This window comes from Micromonospora sp. A202, assembly GCF_006715105.1.
Lineage (GTDB): Bacteria > Actinomycetota > Actinomycetes > Mycobacteriales > Micromonosporaceae > Micromonospora > Micromonospora zamorensis.
The window spans coordinates 3874112-3896989 of the sequence record NZ_VFMP01000001.1 but is presented as its reverse complement, the minus strand read 5'-3'; the positions used below and the strand labels follow the sequence as shown (position 1 = coordinate 3896989).

Annotated in this window: 23 protein-coding genes; 8 read left to right on the top strand and 15 right to left on the bottom strand. The window is 70.7% G+C overall.

The genetic code is table 11. The features are described from left to right. Positions 1-21 precede the first annotated feature (21 nt). The 7 genes from FBZ33_RS18120 to FBZ33_RS18090 all read right to left on the bottom strand — a co-directional run bounded on the left by FBZ33_RS18120 (position 22) and on the right by FBZ33_RS18090 (position 6008). Complete coding sequence (locus tag FBZ33_RS18120) at positions 22-915, bottom strand: hypothetical protein (protein ID WP_141909987.1); 894 nt, start codon at positions 913-915, stop codon at positions 22-24. Continuing rightward, on the bottom strand, positions 912-1997 hold the full coding sequence (locus FBZ33_RS18115; protein ID WP_141909986.1) for a hypothetical protein: 1086 nt from the start codon (positions 1995-1997) through the stop codon (positions 912-914). Before FBZ33_RS18115 ends, FBZ33_RS18120 begins: the two co-directional genes overlap by 4 nt. After that, a complete protein-coding gene (locus FBZ33_RS18110) occupies positions 1994-2308 on the bottom strand; it encodes a hypothetical protein (protein ID WP_255508935.1) in 315 nt (104 codons plus the stop codon). The genes FBZ33_RS18115 and FBZ33_RS18110 overlap by 4 nt, the downstream gene beginning before the upstream one ends. Before the next feature lie 128 nt (positions 2309-2436). Then, complete coding sequence (locus FBZ33_RS18105) at positions 2437-3978, bottom strand: phenylacetate--CoA ligase family protein (RefSeq protein WP_141909985.1); 1542 nt, start codon at positions 3976-3978, stop codon at positions 2437-2439. An 80-nt stretch (positions 3979-4058) separates the two neighbouring features. After that, entirely contained in the window at positions 4059-4814 is a 756-nt protein-coding gene (locus FBZ33_RS18100) for an MBL fold metallo-hydrolase (protein ID WP_141909984.1), read from the bottom strand. A gap of 38 nt (positions 4815-4852) precedes the next feature. Further along, positions 4853-5335 (bottom strand): nuclear transport factor 2 family protein, encoded by a 483-nt coding sequence (locus FBZ33_RS18095; protein ID WP_141909983.1) that lies wholly within the window; start codon positions 5333-5335, stop codon positions 4853-4855. Further along, the gene (locus FBZ33_RS18090) at positions 5325-6008 is read right to left on the bottom strand and encodes a pyridoxamine 5'-phosphate oxidase family protein (RefSeq protein WP_141909982.1); all 684 of its coding nucleotides are present in this window, start codon (positions 6006-6008) and stop codon (positions 5325-5327) included. Before FBZ33_RS18090 ends, FBZ33_RS18095 begins: the two co-directional genes overlap by 11 nt. A 110-nt stretch (positions 6009-6118) precedes the next feature. On the opposite strand from FBZ33_RS18090, the gene FBZ33_RS18085 reads away from it, so the two are divergent. After that, the gene (locus tag FBZ33_RS18085; RefSeq protein ID WP_141909981.1) at positions 6119-6637 is read left to right on the top strand and encodes a CGNR zinc finger domain-containing protein; all 519 of its coding nucleotides are present in this window, start codon (positions 6119-6121) and stop codon (positions 6635-6637) included. 59 nt (positions 6638-6696) lie between these two features. Here FBZ33_RS18085 and FBZ33_RS18080 read toward each other — a convergent pair whose 3' ends face one another. Together FBZ33_RS18080 and FBZ33_RS18075 are read right to left on the bottom strand one after the other, a co-directional pair. After that, the gene (locus FBZ33_RS18080) at positions 6697-7641 is read right to left on the bottom strand and encodes an acyltransferase domain-containing protein (RefSeq protein WP_141909980.1); all 945 of its coding nucleotides are present in this window, start codon (positions 7639-7641) and stop codon (positions 6697-6699) included. A gap of 47 nt (positions 7642-7688) precedes the next feature. Next, on the bottom strand, positions 7689-8567 hold the full coding sequence (locus FBZ33_RS18075; RefSeq protein ID WP_141909979.1) for an IclR family transcriptional regulator: 879 nt from the start codon (positions 8565-8567) through the stop codon (positions 7689-7691). A gap of 160 nt (positions 8568-8727) precedes the next feature. On the opposite strand from FBZ33_RS18075, the gene FBZ33_RS18070 reads away from it, so the two are divergent. The 3 genes from FBZ33_RS18070 to FBZ33_RS18060 all read left to right on the top strand — a co-directional run bounded on the left by FBZ33_RS18070 (position 8728) and on the right by FBZ33_RS18060 (position 13284). After that, positions 8728-9939: a fumarylacetoacetate hydrolase family protein gene (locus FBZ33_RS18070; RefSeq protein WP_141909978.1), complete on the top strand. Its 1212-nt coding sequence runs from the start codon at positions 8728-8730 to the stop codon at positions 9937-9939. Next, positions 9936-11453: an aldehyde dehydrogenase (NADP(+)) gene (locus FBZ33_RS18065; RefSeq protein WP_141909977.1), complete on the top strand. Its 1518-nt coding sequence runs from the start codon at positions 9936-9938 to the stop codon at positions 11451-11453. Before FBZ33_RS18070 ends, FBZ33_RS18065 begins: the two co-directional genes overlap by 4 nt. Positions 11454-11556: 103 nt before the next feature. After that, complete coding sequence (locus tag FBZ33_RS18060; protein WP_141909976.1) at positions 11557-13284, top strand: IlvD/Edd family dehydratase; 1728 nt, start codon at positions 11557-11559, stop codon at positions 13282-13284. 64 nt (positions 13285-13348) lie between these two features. Here FBZ33_RS18060 and FBZ33_RS18055 read toward each other — a convergent pair whose 3' ends face one another. Together FBZ33_RS18055 and FBZ33_RS18050 are read right to left on the bottom strand one after the other, a co-directional pair. Then, entirely contained in the window at positions 13349-14803 is a 1455-nt protein-coding gene (locus tag FBZ33_RS18055; protein ID WP_141909975.1) for an alkaline phosphatase PhoX, read from the bottom strand. Between the two features lie 121 nt (positions 14804-14924). Then, complete coding sequence (locus tag FBZ33_RS18050) at positions 14925-15470, bottom strand: ABATE domain-containing protein (RefSeq protein WP_141909974.1); 546 nt, start codon at positions 15468-15470, stop codon at positions 14925-14927. 45 nt (positions 15471-15515) lie between these two features. On the opposite strand from FBZ33_RS18050, the gene FBZ33_RS18045 reads away from it, so the two are divergent. Together FBZ33_RS18045 and FBZ33_RS18040 are read left to right on the top strand one after the other, a co-directional pair. Beyond that, positions 15516-16721 (top strand): MFS transporter, encoded by a 1206-nt coding sequence (locus FBZ33_RS18045; protein ID WP_141909973.1) that lies wholly within the window; start codon positions 15516-15518, stop codon positions 16719-16721. Between the two features lie 372 nt (positions 16722-17093). Then, positions 17094-17402: a hypothetical protein gene (locus FBZ33_RS18040; RefSeq protein WP_141909972.1), complete on the top strand. Its 309-nt coding sequence runs from the start codon at positions 17094-17096 to the stop codon at positions 17400-17402. 25 nt (positions 17403-17427) lie between these two features. Here FBZ33_RS18040 and FBZ33_RS18035 read toward each other — a convergent pair whose 3' ends face one another. The 4 genes from FBZ33_RS18035 to FBZ33_RS18020 all read right to left on the bottom strand — a co-directional run bounded on the left by FBZ33_RS18035 (position 17428) and on the right by FBZ33_RS18020 (position 20836). Beyond that, a complete protein-coding gene (locus tag FBZ33_RS18035; RefSeq protein WP_185755329.1) occupies positions 17428-18642 on the bottom strand; it encodes an RNA polymerase sigma factor in 1215 nt (404 codons plus the stop codon). Further along, positions 18642-19058: a YciI family protein gene (locus FBZ33_RS18030; protein ID WP_141909971.1), complete on the bottom strand. Its 417-nt coding sequence runs from the start codon at positions 19056-19058 to the stop codon at positions 18642-18644. The genes FBZ33_RS18035 and FBZ33_RS18030 overlap by 1 nt, the downstream gene beginning before the upstream one ends. A gap of 140 nt (positions 19059-19198) precedes the next feature. Continuing rightward, entirely contained in the window at positions 19199-20149 is a 951-nt protein-coding gene (locus FBZ33_RS18025; RefSeq protein WP_141909970.1) for an NADP-dependent oxidoreductase, read from the bottom strand. Between the two features lie 48 nt (positions 20150-20197). Then, positions 20198-20836: an HD domain-containing protein gene (locus FBZ33_RS18020; protein WP_141909969.1), complete on the bottom strand. Its 639-nt coding sequence runs from the start codon at positions 20834-20836 to the stop codon at positions 20198-20200. A gap of 144 nt (positions 20837-20980) precedes the next feature. Here FBZ33_RS18020 and FBZ33_RS18015 point away from each other — a divergent pair, with 144 nt between their 5' ends. Further along, complete coding sequence (locus FBZ33_RS18015; protein WP_255508934.1) at positions 20981-21982, top strand: GlxA family transcriptional regulator; 1002 nt, start codon at positions 20981-20983, stop codon at positions 21980-21982. A 94-nt stretch (positions 21983-22076) separates the two neighbouring features. Further along, positions 22077-22799, top strand: a complete 723-nt coding sequence (locus tag FBZ33_RS18010; RefSeq protein ID WP_255508933.1) for an alpha/beta fold hydrolase — start codon at positions 22077-22079, stop codon at positions 22797-22799. The last annotated feature ends 79 nt before the right edge of the window (positions 22800-22878 follow it).

Below are 22878 nucleotides of genomic sequence, written 5' to 3'. Positions count from 1 at the left end.
GTGACCGGGCCGGGAGGGGCGCTATTGTCGCGCCGAGCGGACCGGCTCGGCGAGGGGCCGGCCGACGCGGAACACCGCGAGCGGTTCGCCGCCCACCCGCTCGGCCAGCCGGCTGGCGGTCGCCGGGCAGTCGACGAGTTGGCTGAGTGGATGGACCGACAGGCCGTGCCGGGCGAGCGTCAACCACGTACGCAGCAGACGCCGGCCTGCGGCGATACGGTCGCCGTCGTCGGCGAGCAGCACCAGGACGCTGCCGTCGTAGCGCAACAGACCGCGGCCGCTGGCGGCCAGCAGCGCCGGGAGGCCCAGCCGGCGGGTGACCGGGTACGCGCGAAGCGCGGCGGACAGGAACCGTGCCTCGAACCAGGACAGGGCGAGCGCCCGGTCGGTGAGTCCGTCGAGGTGGTAGCGAGGGTGGGCCGGGTTCAGCCGCAGCCATTCACGTAGCTCGACCGCGACGGCCGGCGTGCCGAAGAGCCACCGGTCGGCGACCAGCAGGTCCGACACGAGATCCCGGGCCGGGACGTGCGCGATGCCGGGGCCGAGTTCGGCGATGACGGCGGCGTCGACGCACCCTGGCGCGTACGGGCCACGGGCGACCCGGCGGGACTCGACGTCGGCGATGGTGAAGGGAGTCGCGTAGCGGTCCGCCGCGGGGACCAGTCGAGGGCCGGGGGCCGCGGTGACGGTGAGACCGAGTTCGGCGGAGACGATGAGGCACGTCTCGACGAACGCGCCGATGCCGAGGGCCAGGTCCCGCCCCGTCGGGTCGGAGTCGGGCAGGCTGCGGGCAGGATCGACGCCGATGGTGATCTCGTCCGGGTGGTATTCCGGTCGCCAGGGCTGCGTGTTGTGCGCGCTCGGCGCCCGGCGGCAGATCGCCTCGTTGGCCCGCAACCGCTCGACCCAGCTCACGCAACCGCCGCCTTCTCGTAGAAGGTGTACCCGTGCAGTGGCCGGCCCCCGGCCCGCCGGTACTGGGCGGCCGAGGCGATGTTCGTCCGTTCCACGAAGGTGCTGCGCAGCGTGCGGTAGCCGACGCTGGCGAGGTTGCGGTGCAGCTCCCGGGACAGCAGCGTCAGATACCCCTTGCCCTGCTCGTCGGGCACGGTGCCCTTGATGATGAGGACGGCGTCGCTGCGGTAGCGGCGGCGGGTGGCGAGCAGCCGGAGCTGGTTGGGTATACCGAGCCGGCCACCGACGCGCATGAGGTATTCGGAGATGTCCGGCACGGTGACGACGAACGCGACCGGCCTGCCGGCCTTCTCCAGCCAGAGGAGCAGCGCCTCGTCCAGCAGGAACGCGAGACCGTCGGTCTGCTCCGCCAACTGCTCGGCGGAGATGTCGGTGTAGTAGCCGAGTTGCGCGAAGCTCTCGTTGAGCATTCGCCGCAGGATCGGCAGTTGGCCGCGTAGACGCCACCGGGAGCCGTGCCGGACGACGAGCTGCTCGGCGGCGATCCGGGCGTCGTCGAAGACGAAACCGTGGTCCTGGTCCGCGACGGCCGTGCCGTGGACGTCGACCAGCCAGGTGTCGGCCTCGAAGCGACGGTGGAAGCCGTGCCGTTCGTACATGTGCGGGTAGTAGGCGGGGTTCCACGCGGAGTCCACGAAGCCGCGGTCGGCGAAGCCCGAGGTGATCACCCCGCCGGTCTGGTTGGGCAGCAGTGCCACCGGCCCGAACAGTGGCCGACCGTCGGCCCTGGTCTCGACCGCGTCCATGATGGCGGCGAAGACGTCGTTGTCATCGACGAACTCGGTGTGCCCGAACAGCTGTCGAGGGCCCACCTTGGCGTCGAAGGCGGCACTTCGGTGCATGCTGGTGCGCCCCACGACCACACCGTGGCGGTCGCGGACCAGGAACAGGTCCGCGGTGCGGCGGTGGGCCGCGATGACCGACGACAGCAGGGGTACGTACCGGTCGCTCGGGTGCAGCCGCAGCGGGAAGTCGACGAACGCCCGCAGGTCGGCCCGGGACCGCACCGGATCCAGTCTCATCCGCGGTGCACCGGTGGGCCGGCCGTCTCGGTGGAGAGCGGGGTGAAGGTCGGTATGTGCGCCATGCCGTCCGCCTCGGCGCGCCAGATGCCGTTGCTGTAGCCCTCGGGCTCGGCGTTGTACAGGCGGATGTAGCCACCGGTCGCGTTCGTGGTGCCGTGATCGGTCACCCAGCACATGAGGTCGCGGTGGTGGCGGCTGCGGGCGAACGTCAGCAGTGCGTCGCGGTCGCTGAAGAAGGCGATGGTGCCAAGCGTGAAGGGAAACTGGTAATACACGGTGTGCCAGCGGTACCCCTTCATCCGTCTCATCTGCCGGACCATCCGGAATCAGGTCCGGGTGAGGGTGAAGATCGAGCGCGGCCCCCGATAGCGGGTGGCCCCGACGAACATGGCGGTCGCCTGGCCCACCGGGGGAGTCGCGGAGAAGTCGGTGGTCCTCACGCCGGCACGCCCCTCACCAGGTAGACGTTCTTGATCGTGGAGCCGGCGCCGGCGAACGGGCCGGTGCCGTACTCGTGGATCTCCACCCGCAGGTCGGCTGCGGACGGGTCCTCGGCGAGGGACTCGGCGAAGTCCCGACTGACCTCGGCGAGGTGACGCAGCACCCCGGCACGGCAGGTGTGGACGAGATCTTGCCGCTCATCGGGGCCGAGGGCCACGCCGTCGCGAAGTTGCAGGTTGACCACCGGTCGACTCTCCAGGTCGGCCTGCTCGACCACCTGGAGGCAGAAACTCTGCAGCAGGTGCGCCTGGGGGTTGCCGGTGTAGAGGCCGTACTCGACGTCCTGCGGGTAGATGTTGGCGCCCATGTAGGAGATCGTGCTGTCCTTCCTGCCGTACAGGAACAGCAGTGGCAGCCGCATCCGGTCGACCTGCCAGGCGCGGTCCGCGGCGGCCCGCGCGGCGGGGTCGGTGATCGCGGCCACGACATCGGGGTACGAGATCAGCCGGCCCTCGTCGCCGATGTTGTAGCGGACCCGGGGATTGAGCACCGCCGTCGAGTTGATGGTGCAGAGCACCTCGTTGTCCGCAGTGGTCTCCAGGTAGGTCTCCAGCGGGTTGTACTGAAAGACCATCGGCAGCCGACGCTCGTCGGCACCGAGCAGGGCGGTCCGCAGCGCGGCGTCGGTGCGCAGTCGTCGACGGACCCAGACGCTGAAGTCGCTCTCCCCGGCCATGCCGATGGTGAGGTCGCTGGCCCCGTACCCAGAGCGCACCTTCAGGAAGCGTTCCTCCAGGTAGTCCCGCAGCGCCTCGGTCATGCCCTCGCCACCGACCAGACCGCTGATCCGGTAGTCGGCCCACGGGAAGCCCTCCGCGTCGAGCTTGTCGCGCAGGTGCTTGAGGAACGGCGGGTACGCGGTCACGATGTAGTCGAAGCCGGGCCCGAAGTAGCGCAGGGTGTCAACGATCTTCTGAAGGTCGGGCCCGGTGTTCTTCACCATTGCGATGGTGGACATGGCGATGCCGGTGTTGGTGCCGGTGGCCCAGGCGCCCATCGAGTACGCGTTGATGACGAACCGCCGCTTGGACGGGAACACCATTGTCGCGTAGCCGGCCAGGTTCTTGTGCACCGAGCGCAGCTCACGGCGGCTGCGGACCCAGTTGAACGGCTGCCCGGACGAGCCCGACGACTCGTCGACCACGCTGCCGGCGATCTCGATCTCGCCGTGCCGACAGCGCTGCGCCTCCGAGTACGCCTGCACGTAGGCCCGCTTGTCGGTCGGGGGGTACGACGACAGGTCGAACCACCGGAACCGCCAGTTGCCGCGGCGCAGGAAGTCGCCGTACGCGGGGACGTCGATCGCGGCGAACTGGCACGTCATCCAGGCGTGTAGCCGGGCGAAGTGGCCCATGTACGGGCGGTATTGACGTGCCGTGAGCCGCCACACCGCCGGATGGATCCGGTAGAGCGTGTAGAGCCAGGTCAGAGCGAAGCTCGAGGATCGCAGCGTCCACCGGCGCAGGAAAGTGACCACGCGGCAACGCTATCGAGCCGCTGGGGCGGGCGAATGACGGCGGGTACTCAGGCGTCGTTGAGTACGTTGTGGACTCTTCGTCAGACGGTCGTCGAGTCGCCGGGACGCAGGTCGACGAGCAGATTCCGCACGCCGGCCTCTTCGAAGGCCCGTACGACGTCGTCGGCATCCTGGGTGTAGTGCCCCCAGCCGTCCTGGTGCACAGGGATCACCGCCCGGGCGCCGAGCAGGGCCGCCGCTCGGGCCGCCAGGTCAGCCGTCAAGGTGAGGAACCCGTCTCCGCGTACGGCGATCCGGGCCGCGCCGAGATTGAGGAACGCGATCTCGATTGCCGGAAACTGCTCCGCGACGACGGCCACGACGTCGAGGGAGGCGTTGTCACCGCTGACGTAGACCGTTGGCCAGTCGGTCGCCTCCAGCACGAAGCCGACCACGGGGCCATTGTGCACGCCGATCTCCGGCGTTCCGTGCAGCGCCGGAACCGCCGTGACGCGGATGCCGCCGGCCTCGGCGTGCGCGAACGGCCGGAGGCCGACCGCACCGGGGCCGAGATTCGGTGCCCCAGCGGCGGTGGTGAACACCCGTGGGGCCCGGCGGGCGAACTCCCGCCCGGAGATGTCCAGGTTGTCGATGTGGTGCTCGTGCGACACGAGCACCACATCGACCTGGCCGAGGTCCTCGGGCGCTGCGCTCGGGCCGGTGAGCTTGGTCGCCGTCACGGGGCCGTTCTGGTACGTCCGCGGATCGTCGAACGTCGGGTCCAACACGACGCGTGAGCCCGCGTAGTCGAACACCGCCGTCGGACCGCCGACGGAGCGTACCGTCAGCTTGTTCATGGTGTTTCTCCCTGGTCTTGCGGTGGTGCCGGCGGTTGTCACCGCAGCGGTATGTCGGTGGCGTCGCCTGGGGGCCTCCGCCCGTGGATGCGGCGCTCCTCGGCGGAGATGGGGACGTCGTTGATGCTGGCCTCCCGACGGGCCATGTAGCCGCGCTCGTCGAACTCCCACTGTTCGTTGCCGTAGCTGCGCCACCATTGGCCGGTGGCGTCGTGCCACTCGTACTGGAACCGCACGGCGATACGGTTTTCGTGGAAAGCCCACAGCTGTTTACGGAGCACGTAGTCGAGTTCGCGTTCCCACTTGTCGGTCAGGAACGCTTCGATCTCGTGGCGGCCGGTGAGGAATGTCGACCGGTTGCGCCAGATGCTGTCGGGTGTGTAGGCGGCGGCCACGCGCTGCGGGTCGCGGGTGTTCCAGGCGTCTTCGGCGGCCTGCACCTTGATTCGTGCGGTTTCGGCGTCGAACGGCGGCACCGGGTGCCGCGGTGGCGCGTTCGGGTCGGGGGCGTCAGTGCTCATGGCTGTCCCTGTCTCGCTGATCGTCGGGTAGGGCGTGGCCGTGCAGTTGTGCGCGCAGGGCGTGGTTGTCCGCGCGCAGGCGTGTCAGTTCGTCGCGTATCGGCGCGAGCGCGTCCGCCAGTTCCGCCTCACTGAAGCGGGGCGTGATGTGTTGCGGGCAGTTCCAGTCGTAGCCGTGCACGTCGACGGTGATCAGCCGTTCCACCTTGCCCGTCTGCCCGGGCACGTTCAGCCTCTCCAGCAGGCCCTCGGATGCCCGGTCCCGGACGTCGGTAACGCGGGCCGTGCCGATGATCTTGAGTCGCTGCTGGTGGGCGTAGTCCATGAGCAGCAGCGACACCCGCGGCGAGGTGCCGAGGTTGCCGACCGACAGGTACTGCCGGTTGCCGCGCAGATCGGCCCAGCCGAGCACGCTGTGCCCGTCGGTGGGGTCGAGAACGCGCAGGAAGCCGGGCGGCCCACCGCGGTGCTGCAGATACGGCCAGCCGTTCTCGCCGACGGTGGCGAGGTAGAAGCTGTCGCGTTCGGCGATGAAGGCGGTCTCGTCGGCGCCGAGCATCGCGTCCGTGTCCCAGCCGGCGACCATGCGCGCGATGGCGGGGCGGCTGCCGTAGCGCTGTTGCGCGGCGACCACCGAGGCGCTGGTCAGTTCCTGTAGGTAGCGATGTGGCATGGCGGACGCCCTCCGAACTCGGGTCTAACCCCCTCGGCTTAGTTAGCCGGTTAGAAGGTACGCCACCCTGCCTAACCTGTCAAGCGGCGAACGGTGGTAAGGTTGGCGCCATGACACGTCGGCCACTGGTGGGCGAGCCCCTCGCACTGGACCTGATCAACACCCAGTGGGTCGAGCGAGGCCGCATGGTCGACCTGTTCGACGAGCCCGACGGGCTGCGAGACTGGCTCGCCGAGCACCGACTGCCGGGGGAGCCCGAGTCGGTGGAGATGCCGCTGCGCGAGGCGCGCGCGGCGCTGCGTCGCGTCCTGGAGCAGCCCGGCGAGGACGCCGAACGGGCGGTCAACGCGATCCTCGCCCGTGGCGCCTCGCGCTACACGCTCCGGCAGGGGGCCGTGCAGGAGCACCATGACGTCGGCACCGACTGGCTTCCGTCCTGGCAGGCGGCCGTCAACTACCTGGAGTTGCTTCGCCAGCAACCCAACCGCATCCGTCCCTGCGGCAACCCCGCCTGCGTCCTGCACTTCTACGACACGTCGCGAAACGGCACCCGACGCTGGTGCTCAATGGACGGTTGCGGCTCTCGCGCCAAAGCGGCCCGCCACTACCAACGGCATCGCGTCACCTGAGCACGCGGGGCGTCGGTGGCTCTCGTCGGCCGCGCTCTCGTCGGCCGCCAGGTGCCTGGTCAGATCGGGAAGCGACCGCGGCGCCACTGCCAGTGCCGGCCTGCCTTCAGGTGGTCGACGATCGCGCGCTGGAGCACGCTGCCGCGTGGCAGCTCGTCGAGCGGCGTGGTGAGGCTACGGAACCCGAACCGCAGCACCTCCACGTCGGCGTCGGGCCCCTCCTGCTCGTCGTAGGGCTCCAGCTCGAACCTCCGCTGGAACCGGACGATGTTGGAGTCCTCGGGCAGGTATTCCCGCAGCTGCGGATCGAGCAGCCAGGAGCCGCAGGCGAAAGCGGTGTAGTGCTCGTCGGGAAAGTGGCGGGGGAAGAACGCGCGGGCCTCGTCGAGCGACGCCGCGACCGCCTCCGGGGTCAGCGGTCCCGACTCGGGGATGTGCAGGTCGATGGCGCCGCCACCGCGCTGGTGCTGCAACCGCCCCAGCTCGTACAGGCCACCGCGCGCGTGCAGGGTCAGCCAGCTCTGCATCACCGGCCAGCCCTCGCCGCGCATCCGCCGGTCGACAGCGAGGTTGCGGCCCAGGTCCGCCAGGGTCACCCAGGACACGGCGTCGGCGATGCCGTGATCGCGGTGATAAGCCGTGACGACGTCGACCAGGGCCAGGTACGCGTACACGTAGAGATGCCGCCACGCCGGGCCCCGCTCGCGCGGCAACTCCGGCCCCGGCGACAGCCAGCCGTGGCCGCCGAGGTCGGCGCGGACCAGGGCGATCGACCGGTCGAGCAGCCAGCGCAGCTCCGGGGTCCAGTGTGGCGAGTCGGGGTCGGGCCAGCCGGCCATGATCTCGGTGGTGTCGTCCGGCCGCACCGCGAGCCGGCCGAGGATCGCGCGCGCGTCGGCCTTGTCGGGCAGCGGCGCCGACGGCCGGTCACCGGCGAGTTGGTGCACGCGTTCGACGTCCTCGACGGGCACCCCGAGTCGGGCGGCGGTCTCGTCCAGCTCCACGGCGGCGATTCTAACGGTCGCCGGGGCCGCCCTCGTGCCCTCTTTCCTCAGCTGGTTGTGTTCGTCAGACGGTCGTCGTCGACCGAGCCGTCAGTGCTCGCGGGTGACGGAGGTGTGTAGCCCAGTTCGGACGAGATCTGGTCCGCGGTCCTCAGCAGGAGCGGAAGGGCGCTCTTCAACTGGTCGAGGCTCGCGATGACCTCGATCGCCGTCATCGAGGCGGCGGCGATGACCTGCCCTCGTGAATCCCTGACCGGTGCGGCGACACACATCACGTACGCGTCGTGTTCGCCGTTGTCCGTGGCCCAGCCCTGCTCCCGGATGCGGGTCAACTCGGTCGCGAGAGATTCGGGGTCGGCGAAGGTGGTGTCGGTGAACCGCTCGAAGACGACGGGGGACAGGAGGCGGTCGCGCTCCTCCTGGGGTAGGTAGGCCAGGATCGTCTTGCCGACGGCGCTCGCGTAGATCGACACCGCGCGGCCCACCCGGGACGGCAGCTTGACGGCGTCGAACGCCGGGCTGTCGACCTTGTCGATGTAGATGATCTCGTCGCCGGTCAGTTGCGCCAGGTGCACGGTGTGGCTGGTCTGGCGTTGCAACGCACGCAGATGTGCGGCGGCGAACTGACGTAGGTCCATCGAGCCGAGCGCGAGCTCGGACAGCTCGATCACGCCACTGCCGAGCACATAGGTGCCCGCGCCGGTCCGGCGCACGAAGCGCGCGGACTCCAGTGTCTGGAGGATGCGCAGGGCCGTGGACTTGTGGACGCCGAGCACGTCCGCCGCCTCCGTGAGCGACAGCGGGTGCTCCGCCGACCGACGGACGAGGTCGATCGCACGGCGAATCGATTGCGCCAAGGCCCTGTCTCCCTCCGCGCGGCGGAACATGACCGCCACTGCGATTGCATAATACGCAATGAGGGTCATGCCATGCGCAACCAGCGCTTGACAGCGTTGCACATGGCGCTACGATCGTTGCAATTTCACACGCCTGACGCTGACTCGTATCCACTCCGGATGTACCAGGACGCCGTCTGTGACATCCGCCCCGGGGCGAGCAATCCTTCTTCGACCTGGGGAGCGGCTCATGACGGTGCCACGGCCCCGGCGCACGACCCCGGGCGCGGGCTGGGCCGGCACCGCCGTCCAGGCGCTGCCGGACGACGCCGACGACAGCGTCCTCGTCGGCCGGATCTGGGACCCGTCCGTCGACGGACCCTCGCCCGTGACCGTCCGAAACGGCGAGGTCTTCGACATCAGCCGTCGGTTCCCGACCGTCCGGGACATCTGCGAGCTTCCCGACCCCGCCGCGACGGTGGCCGGGCTCGACGGGCCGCGGGTGGGCGACCTCGGGGAGATACTGGCCAACACCGAGGCCGAGACCCGCGACCGTACGCGACCCTGGCTGCTCACCCCGGTCGACCTTCAGGTGCTCAAGGCCGCCGGCGTGACCTTTCCCGTCTCGATGATCGAACGCGTCATCGAGGAACGGGCCCGGGGAGACCTGGCGCTCGCGGGGGACATCCGGCGCCGAATGCTCGCCGACGTTGGTGTCGACCTGCACAGCCTGGCTCCGGGCTCGGCGGAGGCGGAGCGGCTCAAGAGTCTGCTGGTGGCCGAGGGCATGTGGAGTCAGTACCTGGAGGTGGGGATCGGCCCGGACGCCGAGATCTTCACCAAGGGTCAGATGCTGTCCGCCGTCGGCACCGCCGTTCCGGTCGGCGTGCTGGCCGCGTCGACCTGGAACAACCCGGAGCCCGAGGTCACGCTCATCGTCCAGTCCAGTGGCCGGATCGTCGGCGCCACCCTCGGCAACGACGTGAACCTGCGGGATGTGGAGGGCCGGTCGGCGCTGTTGCTTCCGCTGGCGAAGGACAACAACGCCTCGTGTGCCCTCGGCCCCCTGATCCGGCTCTTCGACGACCGGTTCGGCATGGATCGGGTCCGCGAACTCGAGGTCAGCCTGGAGGTCCGCGGGTTGGACGGTTTCCTCCTGGAGGCGGTGTCCGAGATGACCCGGATGTCGCGGGACCCCGAGGACCTCGTGCGGCAGTTGATCGGCCCGCACCACAGCTATCCCGACGGTGCCGCCCTGATGCTGGGCACGATGTTCGCGCCCATCCAGGACCGCGACCGCGCAGGCGAGGGCTTCACCCACAAGGTCGACGACGTCGTACGGATCAGCTGTCCGGCGCTCGGCACCCTGGTCAACCGGGTGTGGCACGCGGAGGAGTGCGAGCCCTGGCACTTCGGCGTCCGCGATCTGATGGGCAATCTGGGGAGGAGAGGGCTGCTGTGAACGTGGTCAACACTGTCGATCCGCGCGACGGTCGGCGTCGCGCGACCGATCTCAACGAGACGGACGAGTCTCGGCTGGAGGTTGTCGCCGGCCAGGCGTCCCGTGCCGCGCAGTGGCTCTCCGGCCTGGGCAGAATCGGCAGGGCGGAGATGCTGGACCGCGTCGCCGAGTCTCTGGAGTCCCGTCGCGCGGACCTGGTCGCCGTCGCGGAGGCGGAGACCGGCTTGAGTCAGGCGCGGCTCGAAACGGAGCTCACCCGGTCGGCTCTCCAGTTCCGGATGTTCGGCGACGTCCTGCGCGACGGCGGGTACGTCGAGGCGGCCATCGACCACGCCGCCGACACCCCCATCGGGCCCGGCCCTGACCTGCGGCGGATGCTCATGCCCCTCGGGCCGGTCGCCGTCTTCGGAGCCAGCAACTTCCCCTTCGCCTTCTCGGTTGCCGGAGGCGACACCGCCTCCGCGCTCGCCGCGGGTTGTCCCACGGTCCTGAAGGCCCACCCGTCGCACCCGCTGACGTCGCACGCCTCCGCCGACGCGATCGGGTCGGCCATTCGCGACCTGGGCGGGCCCGACGGCGTGATCACCACCGTGTACGGGGAGCGGTCCGGCCGGTCGCTGGTGCGCCACCCCGCGATCCGCGCGGTCGCGTTGACGGGCTCCGTCGGCGCCGCCCGGGCCATCCAGGCGGCCATCGACGAACGACCCGACCCGATTCCCCTCTACGCCGAGCTGAGCAGCGTCAACCCGATCGTCGTCCTGCCCGGCGCGGCCACCGACCGGGCAGACGCGATCGCCGAAGGGCTGTTCGCCTCCTTCACGGCCTCGGGTGGTCAGCTGTGCACCAAGCCTGGTCTGGCGTTCATCCCGGCGGATCCGGGCGGTGAGCACCTGGTCGACAGGCTGCGGGGGAGGGTCGCCTCGGCGGGCGGCACGGTCCTGTTGAACGAGCGCATCCGGGACGCCTACGAGAGCGGCGCGACGGCTTTCGAGCAGGCCGGTGCGCGTGTCTCGGCCCGGCCCCAGGTCGAGCCCGGCGAGGGCTTCACCGTCGCACCGACCCTGTTGGAGGTCGACCTGCCGGGACTCACCGCCGAGATCGCCGGCGAGTGCTTCGGACCGCTCATGGTCGTGGTCCGGTATCGCGACGTCGCCGAACTCGACGCCGTGCTGGCGACCGTCCCGCCGTCACTGACCGGTTCCGTCCATCGTGGACCCGACGATGACGCCGATGCCGTGCGCGGGCTGGTCGACGTGCTCGCCGCCCGCTCGGGTCGGATCGTCTTCGACGGCTATCCCACCGGTGTCCGCGTGTCGTGGGCTCAGCACCACGGCGGGCCCTGGCCGTCGACCAACGCCGTGCACACCTCGGTCGGCGCCACGTCGATCCGACGGTTCCTCCGTCCGCTGGCGTGGCAGGACGCCCCGGAGTGGATCCTCCCCGACGAGCTTCGGGACGCGTACACCGCCATTCCGCGCCGAGTCGACGGGAAATTGGAACCGAAGGGGGAGTAGCCGCGCCATCGGTCGCTCCCGCACGTGCCCCTGGTCCCGATGTCACCAGCCAGACCCGCCCGCTCGCAGACGCCGTGCGGGACGACGACAGGAAGGTGTGCCGATGTCGACGACGAATCCACCGCTGCGCAGCGGGCAGTGGTTCGGTGCGGAGGGCCGCAACGGGTTCATCCACCGGTCCTGGATGCGCAACCAGGGGTTCGCGGACGACGTCTTCGACGGTCGTCCGGTGATCGGCATCGCCACCACCTGGTCGGAGCTGACACCCTGCAACGCCCACCTGCGGGACCTGGCCGAATCGGTGAAGCGGGGCGTGTGGGAGAGCGGCGGCCTGCCCCTGGAGTTCCCCGCGATGAGCCTGGGCGAGCCCCTGATGCGACCCACCACCATGCTCTACCGCAACCTGCTGGCGATGGAGTTGGAGGAGTCGGTCCGGGCCAACCCGCTCGACGGGGTCGTCCTGCTCTCCGGCTGCGACAAGACCACGCCCGGTCTGCTGATGGGGGCGGCGAGCGTCGACCTGCCGACTCTGATGATGACCGGCGGCCCGATGCTCAACGGCAAGTTCCGCGGGCAGGACATCGGCTCGGGCACCGTCGTCTGGCGCTTCACCGAGGAGATGCGGGCGGGCCGGATGAGCGCGGCCGACTGCGCCGAGGCGGAGGTCGGCATGTCCCGCAGCCGGGGCCACTGCATGACCATGGGGACCGCCTCCACGATGGCCTGCGTGACCGAGGCGCTGGGCGTGCAACTCCCGGGGGCCGCCGCCGTGCCGGCTGTCGACTCCCGCAGGTACGCGCTCGCACACGCCGCCGGCCGCCGGATCGTCGCCATGGTCCAACAGGACCAACGGTTGTCCACGGTGCTCACCCGGCAGGCATTCGAGAACGCCATCCGGGTCAACGCCGCGATCGGCGGTTCCACCAATGCCGTCGTACACCTGCTCGCCATCGCCGGACGCCTCGGCGTCCCCCTGTCCCTGGAGGACTTCGACACCCTCACCGCCGACGTGCCGATGCTCGTCAACCTCATGCCGTCCGGGGCGTACCTCATGGAGGACTTCGCCTACGCGGGCGGCGTTCCGGCGGTGATGGCGGAGATCGCCCCGCTGCTGAACATGGACCACGTCACCGTCAGCGGCAGGAGCGTGGCCGCCAACATCACCGGCGCCCAGTGCTGGAACCGGGAGGTCATCGGCACCCTGGCCGAGCCGTTCCAGCCCGCCGGCTCCGGCACCGTGGTGCTGCGTGGCTCGCTCGCGCCGTCCGGGGCGGTGCTGAAGGTGTCCGCCGCCTCCGCCCAGCTCCTCACACACACCGGTCCCGCGCTCGTCTTCGACCGGATCGAGGACTATGTCGTCGCCGCCGACGACCCGGACCTGGACGTCACCCCCGACACGGTGCTCGTGGTCCGCAACGCAGGGCCGCGCGGCTACCCCGGTTTCCCGGAGGTGGGCAACGTGCCGATGCCACGACGGCTGCTCGCGGCCGGCATCACGGACATGGTGCGGATCTCCGACGCCCGCATGAGCGGCACCGGCTACGGCACCTGCATCCTGCACGTGGCGCCGGAGGCGGCCGTGGGCGGCCCGCTCGCGCTGGTGCGCACCGGCGACCTGATCCGCGTCGACGTCCCGTCGCGGAGCCTGGAACTCCTGGTCGACGACACCGAGCTTGTCCAGCGCCGGGCCGCGTGGCGGCCGCCGCCGCCGGTGGCCGACCGGGGATGGGTACGGCTGTACAGCGAGCACGTCCTGCAGGCCGACCAGGGCGCGGACCTGGACTTCCTCGTCGGCGGCAGCGGCAGTGCCGTGCCCCGTCACTCGCACTGAGGTGTGGACGCGGTGGGGGTCGGGCGGTTCCGCCCGCCCCCCACCGATCGATCCGAATCCGGGCTCAGCCCAGGTACTTCTCCCACGGGCCGGTGATGGCCAGGGTGAGGCCGGGGTCCTGCAGGTTGACGAAGAGCACTCTGCCGTCGGCGGTGAAGGTCGGCCCGCAGAACTCCGAGTCGTTGAGCTGGTTGCCGGCGATCGCGTAGGTCGGGCCGCCCGGGACCGCGCTGAGCACGTGGGACGTGCCCTTGCCGTCCTCGGCGAGGACGAGACTTCCCCACGGGGTGACGGTCACGTTGTCCGGGCCGTCGAAGGTGATGTCGTTGTACCTGACCGGCGTCCCCTCCTCGGAAGCGCTCTGGTGCGGGAAGTACGTCACCAGCTGGATGGTCTGCGCCTTGTAGTCGTAGAACCAGACCATGCCGTCGTGCGGTGCCGCGTCCGCCGGCAGGTCACCCTCGTCCCAGGCGAAGGAGTTGACCACGTACACGCCCTCGTCGGTGCCCCACACACCCTCGAACTTGCGCCCGCGGGTGACCTGGCCATCGGTGAACTGCTCGCGTACGGACCTGTCCCGCGCGTCTCGGTCCGGCACCTCGATCCACCGGACGGGGAAGGGGCGACCCAGCTGCGCGGAGGTCAGGTAGGCGACGTCCGGCAGCACCGAACCGTCGTCCATGATGATCTGCATCGCGGCGAGGACGCCGGCGTTGGGCGCGAGCCGGGTGAGCACGCCCGGACCGACCTTGACGCCGCGCGGCGCCGACCAGCGGTAGAAGAGGCCGTTGGGCCCGTCGGCGTCTTCGGAGAGGTAGATGTGGGTGCGGTCCTTGTCGACCGCCAGGGCCTCGTGGGAGTAGCGACCCAGGCACTTGATCGGCCTCGGGTCGGCGCTGCCGTCGGCCCAGACCTCGAAGACGTAGCCGTGGTCCTTCTGGTAGACGCCGGACCGGCCGCCCTCTTCCCACTCGTCGCCGGCCCGGTCCTCGGTCTCCTCGCAGGTGAGCCAGGTCCCCCAGGGGGTGGGCCCGCCGGCGCAGTTGGAGATGGTGCCGGAGAGGGCGACGAACTCACCCAGGTTGCGGCCCGCACGGTCGGTCCTGATCACGGTGCATCCGCCGGCGTCGACGGCGCCCGGGTCGTACACCGTTCCCTTGACGTGCGGCACGCCGAACTCCGCGCCGGGGTCGATCTCGTGGTTCTGGATCAGGGTGTAGCGGCCGTTGCCGGCGTCGTAGACCGCCATGCCGTCGTGGTCGGCCGGAGTCATGCCTTGGCCACGGTCGAGCCGGGTCACGCCGGTCCGGGTGACCACTGTGTAGCTGAAGCCCTCGGGCAGGGCCAGGATTCCCTTCGGGTCGTCCACGAGCGGCGGGAAGGGCACGTGACCGGACTTGACCGGCGGGTGCGGCCGGCCCGGGCTGGCCTGGGCCAGCGACGGCAGGCCGCCGGCGACGGCAAGGCCAACGCCCGCGGCGGCGCTGCCAGCGAGGAAGGTACGACGAGAAGAAGGCACGGCGATCAGCTCCTGGTCAGGACAAGTGCGACGACTGGCAGCCAACTCCTGCGGGCGGACACCGAAATGTCGCCGACCGGATCGCTCGGTGACATCGGGGTGAAGAATCGGGGCCGATGCCTCAGGGGGCCGAGGTTCGCCGTCGACGGCGGTACGCGGCGGCCTTGGCGCGATCTCCGCAGCCGCGCATGCCGCACCAGCGTCGTCGCGAGCCTCGCGACCGGTCGACGAACGCTCGGGTGCAGTGCTCGTCGGCGCACCACCGGAGGGCGTGACGGTCGTCGCTGGCGTGCAACTCCAGGCAGTCGCGCGCGAGGACCGTCAGGACGGCGTCGGTGTCGCCCGTCCGGTGCACCCCGTCGACGTCCAGGCGCAGCTCGGGTAGCGGTCCAGCCGCGGCATCATTGACCAGCTCGCGATCGGCCGGAGCCGCGTCGGTGCCGTCGATCAGGGCTCGGACCAGGCGGAACATCGCCTCGCGGAGATCCTTGGCTTGCCGCAGAGCCGCATCGTCCACATGAGGGGGTTGCTCGACGACGCCAGCCTGAACGGCCCAGTCCGCGAAATCCTGCGGGGCCGTCAGCTGCTCGACGTCGGTGTGGCCGCGCTCGGCGAGCGTGGGAAGAAAGTCCAGTACCGGCCGGTCGGCAATGAACTCGAATCTCACGTCACCATCTTGACCGGTGACGCGACGCGATGCAAGAGTGATTCGATGGCATCACCGGTCCAACAGGTGACGGCAACCGATCCCGGCAGCCGCCGGCACGGCGCACGGCTGGCCCACTACCTGGCCGCAGCGCTACTGGCGCGTACCGCCGACGAGGGCGCACGTGTGGCGCTGGTGCTTCTCGCCCTGGACCGGGCGGACAGCGCCGCCGTCGGCGGAACGCTGGTCGCGACCCTGCTGATTCCACACGTGGTGGCCGCACCGCTGGTCGGTGCGCTTGTGGACCGGTCGCGACGGCCGGCGGCCGTGCTCGCCGGCGCGATCACCGTCTTCGCCGGCGCCCTCGCGGCCCCGGTCGCCCTGCTCGGTCACGCGCCGCTGTGGCAGACCTACCTCGTCCTCGTGCTTGCGGGGTGCTGCGGACCGGCGGTGACCGGCGGGCTGACCAGCCGGTTGGCCGAGCTGGCGGGACCCGGGCACGAGGCTCGTGCCTTCGCGCTGGACTCGCTGTTCTACAACGTCGCCGGCATGGCCGGGCCGGCGACGGTCGGGCTGGTCGCGGCGGCGGCCGGCCCGAGCACCGCCATCCTTGCGCTCGCGATCATCGCCGCACTCGGCGCACTCGGCGTCGCTTCCCTGCATCTGCCCACCTCCGACACCGTGGCGGCGCGGACCGCTGGCCTGTTCCACGGCACCCGCGCGGTCGCGCGCGATCCGGCCCTGCGAGTGCTCACCCTCGCGACCAGCTTCGGCCAACTGGGCCTGGGCGGTCTCGCCGTGGTCGCCACCACCCTGGCTGCCGCCGCGCACGAACCCACGCGCGCTGGCCTGCTGCTCGGCGTGATCGCCGGAGGTGCGTTCGTGGGCTCCCTGCTCTGGACCTGGCGGCCGATGCCGGCCTCCCGCGCGCCGGTTGTGACGGTCTGGGCCATGGTCGCGGTCGGCGCACCCATCGCGCTGGCGGCCGCCGTGCACTCCCTACCGCTGACCGCAGCGTTGTTTGCGCTGTCGGGGCTCTTCACCGGACCGTTCGCCGCAGCGCTGTTCCTGGCCCGGGACCAGTTGGCCACCGAGACGACCCGTACGCAGGTCTTCACCATCGGCGCCGGACTGAAGGTCGCGGCTTCCGCGATCGGTGCCGGTCTCCTAGGTCTCGCCTCCCACCTGCCGGTGAGTGCCCAACTGCTGCTGGTCGCCGCCTTTCCGATTGTCGCGGGGACAGCGGGCGGCATACTGCTCCGCCGCCGGTAGCGGAAGGCGTCGCCTGGCAGGGCTGGCGGCACGGGCCCGACCCGGTGGAGTTGCCGTCCGCCTCGGTTTGCCGCTCGGCCGGAAATGGGGTTCGGTCGGGCTGGTCGGCTGGGGCAGGATGTCGCCATGATCGGGAGCTTGCCGAGTCGGATCCGGATGTGCGGGTTCGGGCGCGGGCGGCGGAGGCCGCGTGCCGTGAGGCGGTGGGGACCCGCCGGCTCGACGCCCTGAAGCGTCTGGCTCGATCGGCTCGGGCCGAGGTGCGGGCGGTGGCATTGACCGGGCTGGTCTGCGCGGGGCAGGACGCCGAGGTCGCCGCGTACCTCGACGATGACGCGCCGTTGGTACGGGCGGTGGCCCGGGGATGGCCGGGTGGAGTTGCGCCGGACCGGTTACCGGCTCCTGCGCGGCCGGGGTGTCGGCGCCGAGTTGCGCGCCGCGCTGATCCTGGCCGTCGACGCGGACCCACGCCTGGCCGAGCGGGGCACGGCCGACGCCACCCGGATCACCCGTGACGCGACACGGACAGCCTCGCACCGTGTCCCTCAGCCACCCTTGCAGGTGACGGGGACGGAGCATGCTGAGCTCGTCACCCTGGCCGCACGAGCGGCGGCGGCGCTCGCAGCGGAGACCAGCCAGCAGCTCACCGGTTGGCTGACGAGCAGCCGCCCCGGTGGGTGACGGCGCGGCGTGAAGGGCTGCGGAGTCAGCTCAGCGCGGCCGCCTTGCGGAGCAGCACTGCGCGCTCGCGCTGGTTGGCACAGAGCCGAGCGGCCAGCTCCAGCTCGGCGCGCGCCTCGGGTCGGCGACCAAGACGGCTCAGCAGCTCCCCGCGTACGGTCGGGACCAGGTACGACCCGGCCAGTCGGTTCGAGGCGACCAGACCGTCCACGATGGACAGGGCCTGCGCCGGCCCCGAGGCCATGGCCACGGCGACGGCCCGGTTGAGCTCGACCACCGGGGAGGGCGCGACCCGACCGAGTGCCTCGTAGAGCAGCACGATCCGGTCCCAGTCGGTCTCCTCGACGGAGGGCGCCGACGCGTGGGTGGCCGCGATGGCGGCCTGCAGACCATAGGGGCGGAGGCCGCGGGTCGATGCCCTGGCCAAGGCCGCCAGCCCGCGGCGGATCGCCGCGCGGTCCCACAGTCGGCGGTCCTGGTCCTCGAGCAGGACCGGCGTGCCGTCCGCGGCGGTGCGGGCCGGGAAGCGCGCGGCCGTCAGCTCGCACAGCGCGAGCAGGCCGTGCACCTCCGGCTCGTCCGGCTGTAGCGCGGCGAGCGTGCGGGCCAGCCGGATCGCCTCGTACGCGACGTCGGGGCGCAGCAGCCGGTCGCCGGTCGTGGCCGTCGAACCCTCGGTGAAGATCACGTAGAGGACGCTGAGCACACCACCCAGCCGTTCTCGGCGCTCATCGGGGGCCGGCAGCTCGAACGGCACCCGGGCCGCCGCGATCGTCTTCTTGCCCCGGGTGATGCGGGCCTGCACGGTCGGCACGGGTACGAGGAACGCGCGGGCGATCTCCTCGGTGGACAGCCCGCCGACCACGCGCAGGGTCAGCGCCACCCGGGTCTCCGGGGAGAGCACCGGGTGGCAGCTGACGAACATCAGCGCCAGGATGTCGTCGTCGATCCGGTCGGGGTCGATCTCCGCGTCGACCGCGGGTTCGGCGGCCAGCAGGGCGTAACGGTCCCGTAGGGCGGCCCGGCGGCGGATCGCGTCGATCGCCCGCCGCCGGGCCGTGGCCATCAGCCAGCCGCCCGGATTGGCCGGAGAGGCACGCGGCCACGACACCAGCGCCTCGGCCACCGCCTCCTGGGCCGCGTCCTCGGCCAGCCCGAAATCGCCGGTGAACCGGGTCAGCGCGGCGACAATCCGGGCCGACTCGATCCGCCAGACGGCCTCGATGTCGGCCGTACCCATCAGACCCGGCCGCTGCTCCCGTGCGAGGTCCCTTCCGTGACGAACTTCCCGCTGTCCTGCGGGACCTCGTCCTCACCGGGCACCCGACGGATCTCGATCTTGGATCCGGGAACCGAGGGAACCCGCTTGGCCCACTCGACAGCCTCCTGAATCGAGGCGACGTCGAGCAGGAAGAAGCCACCGAACAGCTCCTTGGTCTCCCCGTACGGCCCGTCGGTGACCACCGGCGCCTCGTCGCCGAAGTGCACCACGACGCCCTGGCTCGCATCGTCCAACCCCTCGGCGGCGACGTAGACGCCGGCCTTGGCCGCCTCCTCGATGAACAGGCGGGTCGCGGTCATCAGCTCGTCGACGTTGGCCATCACGGCCGCGTTGGTCTCGTCGGTGCCCCGCATGATCAGCATGTACTGCGCCATCGCGTTCTCCTTCGTCCGGCGGGGCCGCCCGGCGGGCCTCGCACCCCCACGTCGAACGAGCGGCCCGCGGATCGACACGGCCCCTGAATATTCTCTCGCCGGGACGCAGCCTGCCCCTTCCTGCGATCCGTGTCCCGCCCTCAACCGCGAAATTCGTCGGCGGCGGGCAACTGTTCGTCCACGACCTGGATGATCGTCTTGCCGGGTGTACGACGATGGCGGGCGAACGCGGCGGCCGTCTCGGCCAGTGGTCGTACGGCGCCGACGACGGGGTTGAGCCGTCCGGTACGGAGGCGCTGGGCGAGGTCGGCCAGCCGGACGCGATCAGGTTCGACGACGAAGAAGATGGCTCGTCCGTCCCTGGGTTGCACTGTGGGCGGCATGGCGATGGTGACCAGTGTCCGGCCCGGGCGTACCAGTTCGGTCGACTGCGTGAGGATGTCGCCGCCGATGACGTCGAGCACCACGTCCACCTCGCCGACCTGCCGCAGATCGTCGGCGTCCAGGTCGACGAAGGTCTGCGCGCCGAGGGCGAGGGTGGCAGCACGGTCGTCGGCTCGGCCGGTGCCGATTACCCGGGCGCCCACCTCCCGGGCGAGTTGGACTGCGATCGAGCCGACACCGCCCGCCGCGCCGTGGATGAGGACGGTCTGGCCGGTCGTGAGGTGGGCGTGGTCGAACAGTGCCTGCCATGCGGTCAGCCCGGAGATGGGCAGCGCGGCGGCCACGGTGTGGTTGATGTCGGCCGGGAGAGGTGCCAGGTTGCGGGCCTCCACCGCGGTGTACTCGGCCAGGGACCCGTTGCGGGCCCAGTCGGTCAGGCCGAACACCCGCTGGCCCACGCTGAGGCCGGTGGTCCCGTAGCCGAGTTCGACCACGACGCCGGACAGCTCGTGGCCGGGGATGCTGGGTGTCCGGTCGTGGCCGGCGCGGTCGGTCCACGTTGCCGGCCAGCCGAGCTCTCCGGGAGTGAACCCTGCGGCGTGTACGCGCACGATGACGTCGTTCTCCGCAGCGTGCGGGTATGGCATGTCGGTCAGGGTGAGCCCACTGACGCCCGCGTCACGGTCTCGCACGGTGATCGCTTGCATGCTCGGATCCTTTCCACAAGAGTTCGTCCGATGGGAGCTTGAGTCCGGTCAGTGCGGCCAGGGCGAATTGAGGATGCGCTCGACCGTCGTGACGCGCGGCAGGCCGGGAATGAAGTGTTCGAGGATGTCGGAGTTCACCGTGCCGTTCGTGGTCTCGGGACGATTCTTCATTCCGTCGAACTGGACCCGCAGAAACTCGTTCCTGAAGTCCCCGCGCGGGTGGACGGCGAGGATCTCGCCCAGCTCATCGTGTTCCAGTCCGTCCAGGCCGAGCCCGAGCACGTCGGTCAGGACGCCGAGGTAGGTGGTGGCGATCTCCGGGCCCATCCGGTCGGGGATGCCCGGTGTGGTGTGCAGCGCGATGGCCGTCCAGACGGTCTCGGCGGCGGTCGTGGGAAAACCCCGGTCCAGCAGGAACCTGCGGGCGTGGTCGGCGCCATCGACCTCGAAGCGCTGCTCGACGTCGGAGAAGGGCATCAGAAGGCCGGAATCGTGGAACATGGCCGCCAGATAGAGCAACTCCGGGTCCGGGTTCACGCCCAGTCTGCGCGCGTGGATCAGGCCGAAGAGAAAGACCCGTCGGGAGTGGTGGTAGATGAGCGGTGTGGTGGTTTCCTGGATGTGCCTGGTCGCTTCGGCGACCGCTGCCGTCTCAGGAATCTCCAGCCCCGCGATGACCTCTGGCATGGTCTGACCTTCCGGGAAAGTGTCCGTAGGTGAACGACCTCCATGCTGCCCACCGATCGTCGTACGCTGCCGCCTTCGTCCGGCCAGGAACCACTCATATCCGGACGGCCGTCTTCCCCGGTGACAGCGTGCTACCAATAAGCGGTGCCCCTGCCGTCCGCCGTCGAAGGAGCCGCGGCGGTGACCGGCGGCCCCCACCGCGTCGCGATCCTCGTCTACGACGGGGTGACCTTGCTGGATATCGCCGGTCCGGCGGAGGTGTTCAAGGAGGCGAACCGGTTCGGTGCCGACTACCGGATCATGCTGCTGTCGCCGACCGGCGCGGACGTCACGTCGAGTCTCGGGGTTCGGATGGCGGTCGACGGTGCTGTCTCCTCGGAGCCGGCTGTCGACACGTTCCTGGTGGCCGGGTCCGACCACTATCCGCGTACCCCGGTGCCCGCCGAGCTGGCGGACGCAGCACGGCTCCCGGCCGCGTCGGCCGGGAGGGTTGCGTCGATCTGCACGGGGGCGTTCGTCCTCGCCGCCGCCGGCGTCCTCGACGGCAAGCGCGCGACCACGCACTGGCAGGTCGCGCACGAGCTCGCCGTCCGGTGCCCGACGTGCCGTGTCGAGCCCGACGCGATCTACGTTCGCGACGGCACCACGTACACCTCGGCCGGGGTGACGGCCGGCATCGATCTGGCGCTCGCGCTCGTCGAGGAGGACCACGGGCCCGATCTGACGCGCGACGTCGCACGCGCCCTGGTGGTGTACATGCAGCGTGCGGGCGGGCAGTCCCAGTTCTCGGCGCCGCTGCAAGGGCCGCCGCCCCGTTCGCCGGCCCTGCGGCGCATCACCGACGTGGTGACGGCCAACCCCCGCGGCGACCACTCACTCGGCGAACTCGCGAACCATCTCAACGTGAGCACCCGGCATCTCACCCGGCTCTTTCGCGACGAGTTGTCCACGACTCCGGCCCGCTACGTGGAAAACATCCGATTCGACCTGGCCAGGGCGCTGCTCGACCAGGGCCACACCGCGTCGCAGGCCGCGACCCTCGCCGGGTTTCCCAGCTACGAGAGCATGCGACGGGTCTTCGCCAGGAAGCTGTCGATCACCCCCGCCGCCTACCAACGGCGGTTCGGCACGACTCGTCCGACCTGAACGCGACGTTTCCTGGTCGCAGGGTGGGTAATCAGCCGCGCCCACGTAGTCGGACGAGGCGTCCACCCGAGCCCGTCCTCAGGCAAAGGAGCCGATGGCCGTGTCAGACCAAGACGTCACCGTTGTCCTCGTTCACGGCGCGTTCGCCGAGTCGGCGAGCTGGAACGGTGTGATCGAGCGGCTCGGTGCGGCCTACAACGTGGTGGCCGCCGCCAACCCGCTGCGCAGCGTCGCCGGAGATGCCGCATACCTGCGGGACGTGGTACGAGGTGTCGGCGGACCGGTCCTGCTCGTCGGCCACTCGTACGCCGGAATGGTCATCACCGAGGCGGCGGCCGACGACCCGATGGTGCGTGCCCTGGTCTACGTCAATGCCTTCGCCCCGGAGACGGGTGAGTCGGCGCTGGCGCTGTCCGGCAAGTTCCCCGGCAGCACACTCGCCGACACCCTGGTGTCCTACCCGGTGGCGACCGGCGGCAACGAGGTGGCCATCGCCCAGAACGCCTACCACAAACAGTTCGTCCAGGACGTGTCCGGCAACACGGCGGCGTTGATGGCCCGGACGCAGCGGCCGGTGACCGAGCAGGCGCTCGGCGAGGGCCTGGCGTCGACGACACCGGCGTGGAAGTTGTTGCCCAGCTGGTTCGTCTTCGGCGACCAGGACCACAACATCCCGGTCGCGGCGCACCGCTTCATGGCCGAGCGGGCCGACGCCCGCGGCGTCCGGGAGATCGTCGGCGCCTCCCACGCGATGACGGCGTCCCAGCCCGGCGAGGTCGCCGAGACCATCATCGAGGCGGTACGGGGAACGTCCTGAGCCCGAGCCATTCCGTCACACCCCGGCTTTTGGTGTGCGCTGCCGCCGTCAGCGGGTGCGGTGCCCGTCGACCGAACGG